Raw genomic sequence first — 16,507 nt, 5'->3', positions numbered from 1 at the left:
TTTTAATTTTGGCTTGTAGCCTGCAAACCTTTGCACAAAAGAGACGATTTTGTTATACTATATCTGTAAGCATTTTCAATTAAAAAGGAGAAGACGATGAGTCAAAAGATTATTGGGATTGACCTTGGTGGAACTTCTATCAAGTTTGCAATTTTAACTCAAGAGGGAGAAATCCAAGAAAAATGGTCTATTAAGACCAACATTTTGGATGAAGGAAGCCATATTGTAGATGATATGATTGAGTCTATTCAGCATCGTTTGGACTTGCTTGGATTGTCAGCGACGGATTTCCGAGGCATTGGAATGGGATCACCTGGTGTGGTTGACCGTGAAAAAGGGACTGTTATCGGTGCCTACAACCTCAACTGGAAAACCCTTCAACCAATTAAAGAAAAGATTGAAAAAGCCTTGGGGATTCCATTCTTCATCGATAATGATGCCAACGTAGCTGCTCTTGGTGAGCGCTGGATGGGGGCTGGTGAAAACCAACCAGACGTTGTCTTTATGACACTTGGTACAGGTGTTGGTGGCGGTATCGTGGCAGAAGGCAAATTGCTTCACGGTGTTGCTGGTGCAGCAGGTGAGCTTGGCCACATCACTGTTGACTTTGACCAACCAATCGCATGTACTTGTGGTAAAAAAGGCTGTCTTGAGACAGTTGCTTCTGCAACAGGGATTGTCAACTTGACTCGTCGCTATGCAGATGAATACGAAGGCGATGCGACCTTGAAACGCTTGATCGACGACGGTGAAGAAGTAACTGCTAAAACTGTTTTTGACTTGGCTAAAGAAGGGGACGACCTTGCTTTGATCGTTTACCGTAACTTCTCACGTTACTTGGGAATCGCTTGTGCCAATATCGGTTCAATCCTCAACCCTTCAACAATCGTTATCGGTGGTGGGGTGTCAGCGGCGGGAGAATTCCTTCTCCAAGGTGTTCAAAAGGTTTATGACGAAAATACCTTCCCACAAGTACGCACAACAACTAAACTAGCTCTTGCAACTCTAGGAAATGACGCTGGAGTTATTGGAGCAGCATCACTTGTATTGCAATAAGATAATAAAAGGGGAAAAACACTACTTTAAAGCTAGTAATTTTCCTCCTTTCTTTTTTATGCTATACTAGTTAGGACAATAAATGAGGTGAGAGTAAATGACAAAAGCAGATACGATTTTTAAAGAGAATATTGAACGAATCCTCAAAGACGGTGTCTTTTCTGAGCAGGCACGTCCCAAGTACAAGGATGGAACTGTTGCCAATTCCAAGTACATAACGGGTGCCTTTGCGGAGTATGATTTATCTAAGGGGGAATTTCCCATCACAACCTTGCGCCCGATTGCGATCAAATCTGCCATCAAGGAAGTGCTCTGGATTTACCAAGATCAGTCTAATAGCCTAGAAGTACTGAATAGCAAGTACAATGTTCACTACTGGAATGACTGGGAGGTGGGGGATACAGGAACCATCGGTGAGCGCTATGGGGCAGTCGTTAAGAAACACGACATCATCAATAAGATTCTCAAACAGTTGGAAGCCAACCCTTGGAATCGTCGTAATATCATCTCACTATGGGATTACCAAGCATTTGAGGAGACAGACGGCCTCCTTCCATGCGCCTTTCAAACCATGTTTGATGTCCGTCGGGTTGATGGGGACATCTATCTGGATGCGACTTTGACCCAGCGCTCTAATGACATGCTAGTGGCCCACCACATCAATGCCATGCAGTACGTAGCTCTTCAAATGATGATTGCCAAGCATTTTGGCTGGAAGGTTGGGAAGTTTTTCTATTTTATCAACAACCTTCATATCTATGATAATCAGTTTGAACAAGCAGAGGAATTGCTTGGTCGTGAGCCGTCAAACTGCCAACCTCGTTTGGTCTTGAATGTGCCAGATGGGACCAATTTCTTTGATATCAAAGCGGAAGACTTTGAGTTGGTCGACTATGATCCGGTCAAGCCACAGCTGAAGTTTGATTTGGCTATTTAAGAAAATAAAAAGAAGTTGAGATTTCTCAACTTCTTTTGTGTATTAATGTGATACGCGACGGCGAGCTGCTTTTTTACGGTTTTCTTCGATGAAAGCTGCTTTTTGCTCTTCTGGCTCAATCACTTTCTTTTTAATTGCGTATACTGCACCTGCAACGGCAGCGACAGTTCCTGCGACACCTGTTACAAGACCTTTAGCGAATCCTTTAGCCATGAGTCTTCCTCCTTTATCTTCCCGATCAGCCAGGCTCCTCAAGAGGTAGCATTTTTCTGACCGACCTTTTTGTGATATAATAATAGTAACGAAAAAATGGGAATTTTTCAAGGAAAAAAGATGAAAACAAAAATAATTGTGATTGTTGGACCGACTGCTGTTGGGAAAACTGCCCTTGCTATTGAAGTGGCCAAGCGCTTTGGTGGAGAGGTGGTCAGCGGTGACAGTCAGCAAGTATACAGAAGGCTAGATATTGGGACGGCCAAGGCTAGTCCAGAGGAACAAGCTGCTGCTCCTCATCATTTGATTGATGTCAGAGAGGTGACCGAGTCTTACTCGGCTTTTGATTTTGTTTCGGAAGCTAAGAGGGCTATTGAGGATATTCAAAGCCGTGGCAAGCTAGCCATTATTGCTGGTGGAACAGGGCTTTATATCCAAAGCTTGCTGGAAGGCTACCATCTAGGTGGGGAGACACCTCATGAGGAGATTGTAGCCTACCGGGCTAGTTTGGAGCCTTACTCAGATGAGGAATTAGCCTATCTCGTGAAGCAAGCAGGTCTTGAAATTCCCCAGTTTAACCGTCGTCGTGCCATGCGTGCCTTGGAAATTGTCCATTTTGGTCAGGATTTGGAAAATCAGGAAAGTCCTTATGAACCACTGATTATCTGCTTGGATGATGAGCGAAGTCAGCTTTATGAACGTATCAACCACCGAGTGGATCTGATGTTTGAGGCCGGGCTTTTGGCCGAGGCTAAGTGGCTTTTTGACCATTATCCAGATGTGCAGGCTGCCAAAGGAATTGGCTACAAGGAACTTTTTCCTTATTTTCGTGGGGAGCAGACTCTCGAGGAAGCCAGCGAGAGTCTCAAACAGGCAACGCGTCGTTTTGCTAAGCGTCAGCTGACCTGGTTCCGTAATCGCATGCAGGTGACCTTTTATCAGATCGGAGAGTCTGGCGTGAAGGACCGCATTTTAAGTCAGATTGAGGAGTTTTTAAATGATTGAAACGGAGAAAAAAGAGGAACGAGTCCTGCTGATTGGTGTTGAGCTGCAGGGCATGGATAATTTTGACCTCTCCATGGAAGAGTTGGCCAGTCTGGCTAAGACTGCTGGAGCAGTCGTAGTAGATAGTTACAGACAAAAACGTGAAAAATATGATTCCAAGACTTTTGTTGGATCTGGTAAGTTGGAAGAAATTGCTCAAATGGTGGATGCAGAAGAAATTACGACTGTCATCGTCAACAACCGTCTGACACCTCGTCAAAATGTCAACTTAGAGGAAGTGTTGGGTGTTAAAGTTATTGACCGTATGCAGTTGATTTTGGATATCTTTGCCATGAGAGCTCGAAGCCATGAAGGAAAACTCCAAGTTCATTTGGCTCAGCTTAAATACCTCCTACCTCGTCTAGTCGGTCAAGGGATTATGCTTAGCCGTCAGGCAGGGGGAATTGGTTCCCGTGGTCCAGGTGAAAGCCAGCTGGAACTGAATCGTCGTAGTGTTCGCAACCAAATCACAGATATCGAACGCCAACTCAAAGTGGTTGAGAAAAACCGGGCGACAGTTCGAGAAAAACGCTTGGAGTCAAGCATCTTTAAGATTGGCTTGATTGGTTATACCAATGCTGGGAAATCGACCATTATGAATACTCTGACCAGTAAGACCCAGTATGAGGCAGATGAGTTGTTTGCGACTTTGGATGCGACGACTAAAAGCATCCATCTGGGAGGCAATCTTCAGGTAACCTTGACAGATACTGTTGGATTTATTCAAGACCTGCCAACTGAGTTGGTGTCAAGTTTCAAGTCTACCTTGGAAGAAAGCAAGCATGTTGATCTCCTGGTCCATGTCATCGATGCCAGCAATCCTTACCACGAAGAGCATGAAAAAACGGTTCTGTCTATTGTGAAAGACTTAGACATGGAGGATATTCCTCGCCTGACTCTTTATAATAAAGCGGATTTGGTGGAGGACTTTATGCCTACTCAAACGCCATATGCTCTGATTTCAGCAAAGTCTAAAGATAGTCGAGAACAGTTGCAGGCTTTACTGCTAGATAAAATCAAGGAAATTTTTGAATCATTTACCCTGCGCCTGCCTTTTTCTAAATCTTACAAGATTCATGATTTGGAAAGTGTTGCGATTCTTGAAGAACGTGACTACCAAGATGATGGAGAAGTCATCAGAGGCTACATTTCCGAGAAAAATAAATGGAGATTAGAAGAATTTTATGACTGATATCAAATCATTAGCTCTCAAGTATGGTGGCTATACAAGTTTAGACAAGGTCTATCTGGACCAGCTTTTAGCTGGTAGGTCTGAAGAGGAGCAACTAGTTCTCATTACACCTCCACCCAGCGTAGTGAATGCCTACTTTGCCGAGCTGTACCAGAAAAAGAGCCCAGAGGCTGCGACCGATTATTTTGCGGAAGTCAGTAAAGAACTAAATCTTTACAATGTTGAACCAAGTTTCACGGAAGAAAGCAAGCCCTTTATTCGCCTCAATCTATCTGGTAAATCCTTTGGATTTTGCTACGAGAAAGAAGGACTAGGTCGCATTTTCTCAGAGACTGAGGAAGCAATTACGGATGAATTACTCTTTGAGATAGCGCAAATTTTTCCCCATCAGCTAGTTTTTGTGGAGTCTGGTAAGATTTACATGAAGGATGCCGGAGACGAAGAAGTTGTTAGCGTAAAAAGTCTCACAGCTTTGACTGATTTGGAAAGTTTAGCAGATGGTCGCAAGCGTCTCAAAGGCTACAGTCAAGAGGATTTACTGCAAGAAGCTGTTGCTTTTTCTGGCAAGCGCTATTTCCGATCGGAAAATCGCACAGCCATGTTATATATTGATTAATTAGAAAGTATCGAATGGATATTCAATTTTTAGGAACAGGGGCTGGTCAGCCCTCTAAAGCCCGCAACGTCTCAAGTCTCGCCCTGAAACTCTTGGACGAGATTAACGAAGTCTGGCTTTTTGACTGTGGAGAAGGGACGCAAAATCGCATTCTGGAAACCACGATTCGACCACGTAAGGTCAGCAAAATCTTTATCACCCACCTGCATGGAGATCATATCTTTGGCTTGCCAGGATTTCTCTCTAGCCGTGCCTTTCAGGCCAATGAAGAGCAGACAGATTTGGACATCTACGGACCTCAAGGGATCAAGTCCTTTGTCTTAACCAGTCTTCGTGTGTCAGGTTCTCGTCTGCCTTACCGCATTCATTTTCATGAGTTTGACCAAGATTCTCTAGGGAAAATCCTTGAGACCGATAAATTCACTGTGTATGCAGAGGAGCTGGACCACACTATTTTCTGCGTTGGTTATCGTGTCATGCAAAAGGACTTAGAAGGAACCTTAGATGCTGAAAAACTCAAGGCAGCTGGTGTCCCATTTGGCCCGCTTTTTGGAAAAATCAAAAACGGTCAGGATGTTGTTCTCGAAGATGGAACTGAAATCAGGGCAGTTGACTATATCTCAGCTCCCCGTCCGGGTAAGATTATCACCATCCTTGGTGACACCCGAAAAACCAATGCCAGTGTGCGTCTAGCTGTCAATGCTGATGTCCTTGTCCATGAGTCTACTTATGGCAAGGGAGATGAAAAAATTGCTCGCAATCACGGTCACTCAACCAATATGCAGGCAGCACAAGTAGCAACTGAAGCAGGTGCTAAGCGCCTCCTGCTCAATCATATCAGTGCTCGTTTCCTCTCAAAAGATATCAGTCAGCTCAAGAAAGATGCGGCAACTGTTTTTGAAAATGTCCATGTGGTTAAAGACTTGGAAGAAGTGGAAATTTAGAAGATTGAGAAAGGATAAGTATGCGTACTATTCTGATTACCGGTGCTAGCGGTGGCTTAGCCCAAGAAATGGTCAAACTTTTGCCAGATGACCAACTCATCTTACTAGGTAGAAACAAGGAAAAATTAGCTCAACTCTACGGAAATCATCCTAATGTGGAATGGATTGAAATCGACATTACTGATGACTCAGCCCTAGAAGCTCTGGTAGCTGACCTCTATCTCCGTTATGGCAAGATTGATGTCTTGATTAACAATGCTGGTTACGGAATTTTTGAAGAATTTGACAAGATTTCTGACAAAGACATTCACCAGATGTTCGAGGTCAATACCTTTGCCTTGATGAACCTGTCTCGTCTTATTGCTCGTCATATGAAGAAGAGCCGAAAAGGGCATATCATCAATATCGTTAGCATGGCAGGCTTGATGGCTACAGGGAAATCCAGTCTCTACTCAGCGACTAAGTTTGCGGCTATTGGTTTTTCCAATGCTCTACGCCTTGAACTGATGCCCTATGGTGTCTATGTGACGACTGTTAATCCAGGTCCTATCCGTACAGGATTTTTTGACCAGGCAGACCCAGATGGAAGCTACCTCAAGTCTGTTGACCGATTCCTCTTAGAACCAGATACGGTTGCTAAAAAGATTGTCAAAACCATAGGGAAAAATAAACGAGAACTCAATCTTCCTTTTTTACTCAATTTAGCTCACATATTTTATACTATCTTTCCCAAGCTAGCTGATAAGTTGGCAGGGGGAATCTTTAATTATAAGTAAAAGGAGTTCCTTACAAAAGGAACTTTTTTATAATATTGAACTGAGTGTCAAACATTTGTTTGTTTTTGTTCTAAATCTACATTCACATTTTTTGAATCTTCTACAAATTTTAGAAAAAACAATCAAAAATATGATTTTTTGTGTTTAGGGTATTGAAATTTCCTATATTATTTTATAAAATAAGGATAAAAGGCTATGGAAAAGTAATGCGCTTACAAAGAAATGGAAGCGGTTACTAAAGGAGGATTTTATGGAAAAAGGCTTTTGGAATCATAAAAGAGTATACAGTATTCGTAAGTTTGCTGTAGGAGCTTGCTCTGTCATGATTGGAACCTGTGCGGTTCTATTTGGAGGAAGTGTCATTGGAGAATCACCAGTTTTCGCGGATGAAACTCCGATTACTCACACTGTGGAACAAGCAAAAGAGGAAAGTCCGGCAGTGGAGGAGAAAGAAGATCAAACTGTAGCAGAGCACAAGGATGTTGCAAGTGTTGATCAAAGTCAAGCTGCTCAAATTGAAGCAAGCAAACCAGAGAAGAAAGAAGATGAACCTGTAGCTCCAAAAGAGGAGAAAGCGTCACTAAAACCTGAAGAAACAGCTCCAAAGGTAGAATCTCAAGCTTCAAGTCAAGAAAAGCCTGTCAAGGAAGAGTTGAAAGCTGCGACAAATGAAGAAGTTAATCAAATGATTGAAGATAGAAAAGTGAATTTTAATCAAAATTGGCACTTTAAACTCAATGCGAATCCTAAAGAAGCTGTGAAATCAGATGCAGATGTATCAACATGGCAAAAATTGGATCTCCCACACGACTGGAGTATCTTTAACGATTTTGACCATCAATCACCTGCCCAAAACGAAGGTGGACAGCTCAATGGTGGTGAAGCTTGGTATCGTAAGACCTTTAAACTTGATGAAAAAGATCTCAAGAAAAATGTTCGTGTGACCTTTGATGGTGTCTACATGGACTCTCAAGTCTATGTCAATGGCCAGTTGGTGGGACATTATCCAAATGGTTATAACCAGTTCTCATACGATATTACCAAATACCTTCACAAAGATGGTCGTGAGAATGTGATTGCTGTCCATGCAGTCAACAAACAACCAAGTAGTCGTTGGTACTCAGGTAGCGGTATTTACCGTGATGTGACCTTGCAAGTGACAGATAAGGTTCATGTTGAGAAAAATGGTACAACCATCTTAACACCAAAACTAGAACAACAGCAACATGGCAAGGTTGAAACGCATGTAGCCAGCAAAATCGTCAATACAGATGATAAAGACCATGAATTGGTGGCAGAGTATCAAATCGTTGAACGTGGTGGTCAGGCTGTAACAGGCTTGGTTCGTACAGCGAGCCGTACCTTGAAAGCACATGAGTCAACAAGTCTTGATGCGATTTTAGAAGTTGAACAACCAAAACTCTGGACCGTTTTAAATGATAAACCTGCCTTGTACGAATTGATTACGCGTGTTTACCGTGACGGTCAATTGGTTGATGCTAAGAAGGATCTGTTTGGTTACCGTTACTATCATTGGACTCCAAATGAAGGTTTCTCTTTGAATGGTGAACGCATTAAATTCCATGGTGTTTCCTTGCACCATGACCACGGAGCGCTTGGAGCAGAAGAAAACTATAAGGCAGAATACCGTCGTCTCAAACAAATGAAGGAGATGGGCGTTAACGCCATCCGTACAACTCATAACCCTGCAAGTCCACAGACCTTGCAAATCGCAGCAGAACTTGGTTTGCTGGTTCAGGAAGAGGCCTTTGATACTTGGTATGGTGGCAAGAAACCTTATGACTACGGACGTTTCTTTGAAAAAGATGCCACTCACCCAGAAGCCAGAAAAGGTGAAAAATGGTCTGACTATGATCTTCGTACCATGGTCGAAAGAGATAAAAATAACCCAGCTGTCTTCATGTGGTCTATCGGGAATGAAATCGGTGAAGCAGATGGAAAGGCTCACTCTCTTGCAACAGTTAAACGCTTGGTAAAAGTGATTAAAGATGTTGATAAAACTCGTTATGTTACCATGGGAGCAGATAAGTTCCGTTTCGGTAATGGTAGTGGTGGACATGAGAAAATTGCTGATGAACTGGATGCGGTTGGATTCAACTATTCTGAAGACAACTACAAAGCTCTTCGTGCAAAACATCCTAACTGGTTGATTTATGGTTCTGAGACATCTTCAGCTACCCGTACACGTGGAAGTTACTATCGCCCTGAACAGGAATTGAAACATAGTAACGGACCTGAGCGTCATTATGAACAGTCTGATTATGGAAATGACCGTGTTGGTTGGGGTAAAACGGCAACAGATTCATGGACTTTTGACCGTGACAATGCTGGTTACGCAGGACAATTTATCTGGACTGGTACAGACTATATCGGAGAGCCTACACCATGGCACAACCAAAACCATACACCAGTTAAGAGTTCTTACTTTGGTATTGTAGATACAGCGGGTATTCCAAAACAGGACTTCTACCTCTACCAAAGCCAATGGGTTTCTGTTAAGAAGAAACCAATGGTTCACCTTCTTCCTCACTGGAACTGGGAGAATAGAGACTTGGCCTCTAAAGTAGAAGATGCACAAGGAAAGATTCCAGTTCGCGCTTACTCTAATGCTGCAAGTGTTGAATTGTTCTTGAACGGTCAATCTCTCGGAGTTAAGACCTTCAACAAAAAACAAACTAGCGATGGACGAACTTACCAAGAGGGTGCCAATGCCAAGGAACTCTACCTTGAGTGGAAGGTTGCTTACCAACCAGGTACTTTAGAAGCAGTAGCTCGTGATGAAGCTGGTAAAGAAATTGCACGTGACAAGATTACCACTGCAGGCCAACCAGCAGGTGTTCGTCTCATCAAGGAAGAACACGCAATCGCTGCAGATGGAAAAGACTTGACTTACATCTACTACGAAATTGTAGACAGCCAAGGTAATGTAGTCCCAACTGCTAATAATCTGGTTCGCTTCCAATTGCATGGTCAAGGTCAACTTGTCGGTGTCGATAATGGGGAACAAGCCAGCCGTGAACGTTATAAGGCACAACCAGATGGTTCTTGGATTCGCAGAGCCTTTAACGGTAAAGGTGTTGCCATTGTCAAATCAACTGAACAAGCAGGTAAATTCACATTAACAGCCCATTCAGATCTCTTGAAATCTAGTCAAGTAACGGTCTTTACTGGTAAAAAAGAAGACCAAGAAAAGACCGTTCTCGGGACAGAAGTACCAAAAGTACGTACTGTTATTGAGAAAGAGCCAAAAATGCCGAAGACAGTCGGTTTTATCTACAGTGATGGCAGTCATGAAAAACGTCCAGTAACTTGGTCTTCAGTTGATGTGAGCCAAGCAGGAGTTGTGACTGTTAAAGGTATGGCAGACGGACGCGAAGTTGAGGCCCGTGTCGAAATTCTAGCAATCGCAAATGAGCTTCCAACTGTTAAGCGTGTTGCTCCAGGAACAGACTTGAGCGCTGTTGACAAATACGTTTCTATTGCTGTTACGGATGGAAGCGTACAAGAATACGAAGTTGATAAGTGGGAGATTGCGGAAGCAGATAGAGCTAAACTGTCAGTTGCAGGATCACGTATTCCAATGACTGGCCAACTAGGTGGTGAGACTATTCACGCTACCCTTGTAGTAGGAGACGGTGATGTTGCAGCACCTGTAACACCAAATGTAACTGTAGGTGGCGAATCTGTCACTGGTCTTACTACTCAAAATCCAATGCAATACCGAACTCTTGCTTATGGAGCTGAGTTGCCTAAAGTCACAGCAAGTGCTGAAAATGCATCTGTTACAGTGGTGCAAGCAAGCGCAGCAAACGGTATGCGTGCAAGCATCTTTGTTCAACCAAATGATGGTGGCCCTCTTCAAACCTATGCTATTCAGTTCCTCGAAGAAGCACCAAAAATTGACCACTTGAGCTTACAAGTAGAGCAAGCTGACGGTCTTAAAGAAGACCAAACAGTGAAATTGTCTGTACTCGCTCACTATCAAGACGGAACACAAGCAGTTTTACCAGCTGATAAAGTAACCTTCTCTACAAGTGGTGAAGGGGAAGTCGCAGTTCGTAAAGGAATGCTTGAGTTACATAAGCCAGGAGCAGTCACTCTGAAAGCGGAATATGAGGGAGCTAAAGGCCAAGTTGAACTCACTATCCAAGCCAATACTGAGACGAAGGTTGCGCAATCTATCCGTCCAGTAAATGTAGTGACAGACTTGCATCAAGAACCTACTCTTCCAACAACAGTAACTGTTGAGTATGACAAAGGTTTCCCTAAAACTCATAAAGTCATTTGGCAAGCTATTCCGAAAGAAAAACTAGATCACTATCAAACCTTTGAAGTTCTAGGTAAAGTTGAAGGAATTGACCTTGAAGCGCGTGCTAAAGTCTCTGTAGAAGGTATCGTTTCAGTTGAAGAAGTCAGTGTGACAACACCAATCGCAGAAGCGCCACAATTACCAGAAAGTGTTCGTACCTACGATTCAAATGGTCACGTTTCAGCTGCCAAGGTTACTTGGGATACGATTCGTTCAGAGCAATACGCCAAGGAAGGTGTCTTTACAGTTAATGGTCGCCTAGAAGGTACGCAATTAACTACCAAACTTCATGTTCGTGTGTCTGCTCAAACTGAGCAAGGAGCAAATATTTCTGACCAATGGACAGGTTCAGAATTGCCACTTGCCTTTGCTTCAGACTCAAATCCAAGCGACCCTGTTTCAAATGTCAACGATAAATTGATTTCCTTTAATGACCGACCAGCCAACCGTTGGACAAACTGGAATCGTACTAATCCAGAAGCTTCAGTCGGTGTCCTATTCGGAGATTCAGGTATCTTGAGCAAACGTTCTGTTGATAATCTAAGTGTCGGATTCCACGAAGACCACGGAGTTGGTGTACCTAAGTCTTATGTGATTGAGTATTATGTTGGTAAGACTGTTCCAACAGCTCCTAAAAATCCTAGCTTTGTAGGTGAGGAAAACCATGTCTTTAACGATCCTGCAAACTGGAAAGAGGTAAGCAATCTCAAAGCACCAGCTCAATTAAAAGCTGGAGAAATGAATCATTTCAGTTTTGATAAAGTTGATACCTATGCGGTTCGCATACGTATGGTTCGACTTGATAGCAAGAAAGGAACATCTATCACAGAGGTACAAATCTTTGCGAAACAAGTCGCAGCAGCCAAACAAGGACAAACGAGAATCCAAGTTGACGGTAAAGACTTAGCAAACTTCAACCCTGATTTGACAGACTACTATCTTGAGTCTGTAGATGGAAAAGTTCCTGCAGTAACAGCCAGTGTTAGCAACAATGGTCTTGCGACGGTTGTTCCAAGCGTTCGTGAAGGTGAGCCAGTTCGTGTCATCGCGAAAGCTGAAAATGGCGACATCTTAGGAGAATACCGTCTACATTTCACTAAGGACAAAGACTTACTTTCTCGTAAACCTCTTGCTGCGGTTAAACAAGCACGTTTGGTACAAGTAGGTCAACCACTTGAATTGCCAACTAAGGTTCCGGTTTACTTCACAGGTAAAGATGGTTATGAAACAAAAGACTTGGCAGTTGAATGGGAAGAAGTTCCAGCAGAAAATCTGACAAAAGCAGGTCAATTTACTGTTCGAGGCCGTGTCCTTGGTAGCGACCTCGTTGCGGAATTCTCTGTACGAGTGACAGACAAACTTGGTGAGGCCCTCTCAGAAAACCCTAACTATGATGAAAATAGTAACCAAGCCTTTGCCTCAGCAACTAATGATATTGACGACAGTTCTCATGACCGTGTTGACTATATCAATGATAGAGATCATTCTGAAAATCGTCGTTGGACAAACTGGTCTCCAACACCATCTTCTAATCCAGAAGTATCAGCGGGTGTGATCTTCCGTGAAAATGGTAAGATTGTAGAACGGACTGTTGCTCAAGCTAAACTTCACTTCTTTGCAGATAGTGGTACGGATGCACCATCTAAACTCGTTTTAGAACGCTATGTCGGTCCAGAGTTTGAAGTGCCAACCTACTATTCAAACTACCAAGCCTACGACGCAGACCATCCATTCAACAATCCAGAAAATTGGGAAGCTGTTCCTTATCGTGCGGATAAAGACATTGAAGCCGGTGATGAAATTAACGTTACCTTTAAAGCTGTCAAAGCCAAAGCCATGAGATGGCGTATGGAGCGCAAAGCGGATAAGAAGGGTGTTGCGATAATTGAGATGACCTTCCTTGCTCCAAGCGAATTGCCTCAAGAAAGCACTCAATCGAAGATTCTTGTAGATGGAAAAGAACTTCCTGATTTCGCTGAAAACCGTCAAGACTATCAAGTAACTTATAGCGGACAACGTCCAAAAGTTTCAGTTGAGGAAACAGACCAAGTGGCTTCAACAGTTGTAGATAGCGGAGATGATAGCCTTCCAGTACTTGTTCGTCTTGTTTCAGAAAGTGGAAAACAAGTCAAGGAATACCGTATCCAGTTGACCAAGGAAAAACCAGTTTCTGAGAAGACAGTTGCTGCTGTACAAGAAGAACTTCCAAAACTCGAATTTGTTGAAAACGATTTGGCCTACAAGACAGTTGAGAAAAAGGATTCAACGCTGTATCTAGGAGAAACTCGAGTAGAACAAGAAGGAGTAGTTGGTAAGGAACGTATCTTCACAGCGATGAATCCTGACGGCACTAAGGAAGAAAAACTTCGTGAAGTGGTAGAGACTCCGACAGACCGCATCGTCTTGGTTGGAACAAAACCAGGAACTTCTCTTCCAGAAGACGAAGTGAAGAACCTAGTCCTTAACAGACCAGAACTTGTAGTTGAAGAAGAAACCATCGACTTCAAGGTTCAGGAGCGTAAGTCTGATAAGTTGTACCTAGGAGAAACTCGTGTTGTCCAAGAAGGTCAAAAAGGTATCCGTCTTCACTTGATTGAAGTGGAAAATGGAAAACGTCAGCTTAAAGAAACTTACGATAAAGTCGCTGTTCAAGATCGTATAGTAGAAGTTGGTACTAAACCAGGAACTTCTCTTCCAGAAGACGAAGTTAAGAACCTCGTTCTTAATCTTCCAGAGCTTATCTCAGAAGAAGAAATCATTGATTTCAAAGTTCAGGAACAAAAGAATGATAAACTTCCAGCAGGTCAAACTCGTGTTCTCAAAGAAGGTCAAAAGGGTATCCGTGTTCACTTGATCGAAGTTGAAAATGGCAAGCGAACTGAAAAAGAAAGCTATGATAAAGTTATGGCTCAGGATCGCATCGTCGAAGTCGGTACAGCTGGTGAAATGACCAAACCAGTACCTCAAGAAGCAACAAAACCACAAGTATCAGAAAAAGCAGATACAAAAGAAATTGCTTCAAGTAAAGCTAATCAAGCTCAAAAAGAGCAGTTGCCAAATACAGGAAGTGCAGCAAGCCAAGCAGCAGTAGCAGCAGGCCTAGCTCTTCTCGGTTTGGGTGCAGGATTAGTCGCCACTAAAGGCAAAAAAGAAGATTAGAGGAACTAGCTAGAATATGAATCTAGCGGTGACTAAGAAAGACCAGGTTTTCCTGGTCTTTTTTGTGACAGAATTAGTAATGTTAGCATAAACAATGCCATTCTAAAAGACGTATTTAAATAAGTGAAAATGCATTTTTAAAATAAAATATGCAAAAATATACTGTTTATCGTATTGGTTTTTAACTGGTATATACTAGCTTGTCAACGAGTAAATTTAAAGGAAAAGGATCATTTCTTAATAGAGAGAAAAAATAAATTATTCTGTAAAAATTTGTTTGATAGTCCTAGCCTTTTTCTTCATAGTATGATAAAATGTGTATGTAATGTGGCTAATAATTTTCGCTTGAAAAAGGAGAATGGTGATTAGTTGGGGACAATCAATTAGCTTACAATTACATTGTACATTTACAACTGAATATTATAAGAAAGGAAGATTAAATGAACAAGAAAATAAGATCTTGGATTCAGATCCTTATTCTTTGTTTGGGAGTTATTCTCCAATCATTTGCCCCTCTGACGCAAGTACATGCGACAGAGTATAATGATGTGATCACTAGTGTTGGTGTTGAAAACAGATCTGGTGAAGCATTAACGCAAGGATTGGATATTTGGCAAGAATTCCGTCTTACTGCTGATTTTGTTTTGCCAGATAATACGGTGCATGAAGGTGATACAACAACACTTCAATTGCCATCAGAGATTACATTTTCAAACTCTTCAGACATTGAATTACGAGATGCTTCTAACAATCTTGTAGCTACTGGTCGTTTAGATGCAGCTAGCAAAACAATTACTCTCACTTATACAAAATTTGTTGAGAATAATTCTGGCGTTAGGGGGAAATTCTTTGTCTATGTCCGAGTTGACCATGACGTTGTTTCAGAAGAAAAAGACCTTGATGTCAATATTACTGTAGGACATAGAGTTCTATTTGCAGGAAAGATCCGTTATAACGGCCCTCCAGGAAAATATGACTCGAAAATCGAAAAGAGTTCATTTCAACAGGGAGGAGATCCTAACAATGTAATTCGTTACAATATTACTGTAAACCGAAATATGGCTGATTATAGTAATGTCACTATCAAAGATGCCTTCTCTTCTCCAAATATGACATTCCTACCAGATACTTTTCGTATTTATAAAGTAAACTGGAGCTGGAATAACGGAGTCTGGAATTGGTCCAATGCTCAGGATATGACCGAAACCTTTAAAAACCAACTAGTAGTAAATGCGAATGGTGATGGTTTCACCCTTCCTTTAGGAGATACTAATGGTTTTGGTTATATGATCGAGTATCGAGCTAAAGCGAATTATGATCTAGTCGATGGTGAGGAAATTACGAACGTAGCCAACATGAGCTACAATGGTAGTGAGAATGAACAATCAACTAGCACACGTATCTACCAGATTGCAGGTGGTGTTGCGGAAGGATATGTTTTCACCATTAAAATTCATAAGGTAGACGAAGCAGGTCAACCATTGCAAGGCGCAGTTTTTGAAGTAATTCGTGATCGTAACCAAGCTGTTGTTGGACGATTGACAACAGATTCTGATGGTAACGCTAGTGTAGGCAAATTGTTGCGAGACAACTATACAATTCGTGAAGTAACTGCTCCTCTTGGCTATGACAAATTAACTGAAGATATTAAAATTTCTCCAGATGAGTTTGGTTCAGACAAATCAGTAGAACGTCGAATTGAAAATAAGAAGACACCTCCGAAGACTCCAATTGAAAAAGAGATTACTTTCAAAAAGGTGGATCCAAATGGAAAAGAAATTCCAGGAGCGGAACTGAAAATCTATAGTGGAGATACAGTCAATCTTGAAGAGGCACCTGTTGCAGACTGGACTACTGTAGTTGACACTTCTAAAGTGATTAAGCTGGCACCAGGGACCTACACTCTAAGAGAGTTCAATGCTCCAGAGGGATATCAAATTGTAGGAGATATTACTTTTACTGTTAATGCTGACGGTTCTATCACTATTAAGAATAAGGGAGCTGATGACACTGTTCTTGCAGCTGGTCCAGTTCTGACTATTACCGATAAAGAGGATACTAGTCCAAAACCAATTACCTTCAGTAAGGTAAACCTTGGAGGAAATGAAATCGCTGGTGCACAGATTAAGATCTACAAGGGCGACAAGGCAGAAGGCACAGCTGTAGAAAGCTGGACTTCAACTGACCAACCTAAGCAATTGAATCTTGAACCAGGGATCTACACTTTCCATGAGGAAGCA

The 16,507-nt window shown here is 42.2% G+C and carries 10 protein-coding genes; 9 read left to right on the top strand and 1 reads right to left on the bottom strand.

The genetic code is table 11. The features are described from left to right. Nucleotides 1–96 precede the first annotated feature (96 nt). Together HMPREF8571_RS08635 and HMPREF8571_RS08630 are read left to right on the top strand one after the other, a co-directional pair. Nucleotides 97–1,056: an ROK family glucokinase gene (locus tag HMPREF8571_RS08635; protein WP_000078552.1), complete on the top strand. Its 960-nt coding sequence runs from the start codon at nt 97–99 to the stop codon at nt 1,054–1,056. 97 nt (nt 1,057–1,153) lie between these two features. Next, the gene (locus tag HMPREF8571_RS08630) at nt 1,154–1,993 is read left to right on the top strand and encodes a thymidylate synthase (protein WP_000158609.1); all 840 of its coding nucleotides are present in this window, start codon (nt 1,154–1,156) and stop codon (nt 1,991–1,993) included. 42 nt (nt 1,994–2,035) lie between these two features. On the opposite strand, the gene HMPREF8571_RS08625 is transcribed toward HMPREF8571_RS08630, so the two are convergent. Continuing rightward, nucleotides 2,036–2,206, bottom strand: coding sequence for a DUF3042 family protein (locus HMPREF8571_RS08625; protein WP_001051782.1), 171 nt, complete (start codon nt 2,204–2,206; stop codon nt 2,036–2,038). Nucleotides 2,207–2,326: 120 nt separating this feature from the next. On the opposite strand from HMPREF8571_RS08625, the gene miaA reads away from it, so the two are divergent. The 7 genes from miaA to HMPREF8571_RS08590 form a co-directional block, all read left to right on the top strand. Beyond that, nucleotides 2,327–3,211 carry a tRNA (adenosine(37)-N6)-dimethylallyltransferase MiaA gene (gene miaA / locus HMPREF8571_RS08620; protein WP_000850174.1) on the top strand — a complete coding sequence of 295 codons (885 nt, stop codon included), beginning with the start codon at nt 2,327–2,329 and terminating at the stop codon, nt 3,209–3,211. Beyond that, a complete protein-coding gene (gene hflX / locus HMPREF8571_RS08615; protein WP_000573172.1) occupies nt 3,204–4,442 on the top strand; it encodes a GTPase HflX in 1,239 nt (412 codons plus the stop codon). The genes miaA and hflX overlap by 8 nt, the downstream gene beginning before the upstream one ends. Further along, entirely contained in the window at nt 4,435–5,058 is a 624-nt protein-coding gene (locus tag HMPREF8571_RS08610; protein ID WP_000129684.1) for a hypothetical protein, read from the top strand. The genes hflX and HMPREF8571_RS08610 overlap by 8 nt, the downstream gene beginning before the upstream one ends. 14 nt (nt 5,059–5,072) lie before the next feature. Further along, nucleotides 5,073–6,002 (top strand): ribonuclease Z, encoded by a 930-nt coding sequence (gene rnz, locus HMPREF8571_RS08605; protein ID WP_000354321.1) that lies wholly within the window; start codon nt 5,073–5,075, stop codon nt 6,000–6,002. Nucleotides 6,003–6,022: 20 nt separating this feature from the next. Further along, on the top strand, nt 6,023–6,778 hold the full coding sequence (locus HMPREF8571_RS08600) for an SDR family NAD(P)-dependent oxidoreductase (RefSeq protein ID WP_001259181.1): 756 nt from the start codon (nt 6,023–6,025) through the stop codon (nt 6,776–6,778). Between the two features lie 250 nt (nt 6,779–7,028). Continuing rightward, nucleotides 7,029–14,267 carry an LPXTG-anchored adhesin/beta-galactosidase BgaA gene (gene bgaA, locus HMPREF8571_RS08595; RefSeq protein ID WP_000410687.1) on the top strand — a complete coding sequence of 2,413 codons (7,239 nt, stop codon included), beginning with the start codon at nt 7,029–7,031 and terminating at the stop codon, nt 14,265–14,267. 440 nt (nt 14,268–14,707) lie between these two features. Then, a partial coding sequence (locus HMPREF8571_RS08590) for a SpaA isopeptide-forming pilin-related protein (protein ID WP_001035131.1) occupies nt 14,708–16,507 on the top strand: 1,800 nt, incomplete at its 3' end.

Origin of the sequence: Streptococcus mitis ATCC 6249 (assembly GCF_000146585.1) — a bacterium.
Lineage (GTDB): Bacteria > Bacillota > Bacilli > Lactobacillales > Streptococcaceae > Streptococcus > Streptococcus mitis_AZ.
The sequence above is the reverse complement of the archived record's forward strand: the minus strand, read 5'-3'. Positions and strand labels throughout refer to the sequence as shown.

Excerpts from the sequence above, each read along its gene's own strand:
- HMPREF8571_RS08635 (WP_000078552.1), top strand. The coding sequence starts at position 97 with ATGAGTCAAAAGATTATTGGGATTGACCTTGGTGGAACTTCTATCAAG.
- HMPREF8571_RS08630 (WP_000158609.1), top strand. The coding sequence starts at position 1,154 with ATGACAAAAGCAGATACGATTTTTAAAGAGAATATTGAACGAATCCTC.
- HMPREF8571_RS08625 (WP_001051782.1), bottom strand. The coding sequence starts at position 2,206 with ATGGCTAAAGGATTCGCTAAAGGTCTTGTAACAGGTGTCGCAGGAACT.
- miaA (WP_000850174.1), top strand. The coding sequence starts at position 2,327 with ATGAAAACAAAAATAATTGTGATTGTTGGACCGACTGCTGTTGGGAAA.
- hflX (WP_000573172.1), top strand. The coding sequence starts at position 3,204 with ATGATTGAAACGGAGAAAAAAGAGGAACGAGTCCTGCTGATTGGTGTT.
- HMPREF8571_RS08610 (WP_000129684.1), top strand. The coding sequence starts at position 4,435 with ATGACTGATATCAAATCATTAGCTCTCAAGTATGGTGGCTATACAAGT.
- rnz (WP_000354321.1), top strand. The coding sequence starts at position 5,073 with ATGGATATTCAATTTTTAGGAACAGGGGCTGGTCAGCCCTCTAAAGCC.
- HMPREF8571_RS08600 (WP_001259181.1), top strand. The coding sequence starts at position 6,023 with ATGCGTACTATTCTGATTACCGGTGCTAGCGGTGGCTTAGCCCAAGAA.
- bgaA (WP_000410687.1), top strand. The coding sequence starts at position 7,029 with ATGGAAAAAGGCTTTTGGAATCATAAAAGAGTATACAGTATTCGTAAG.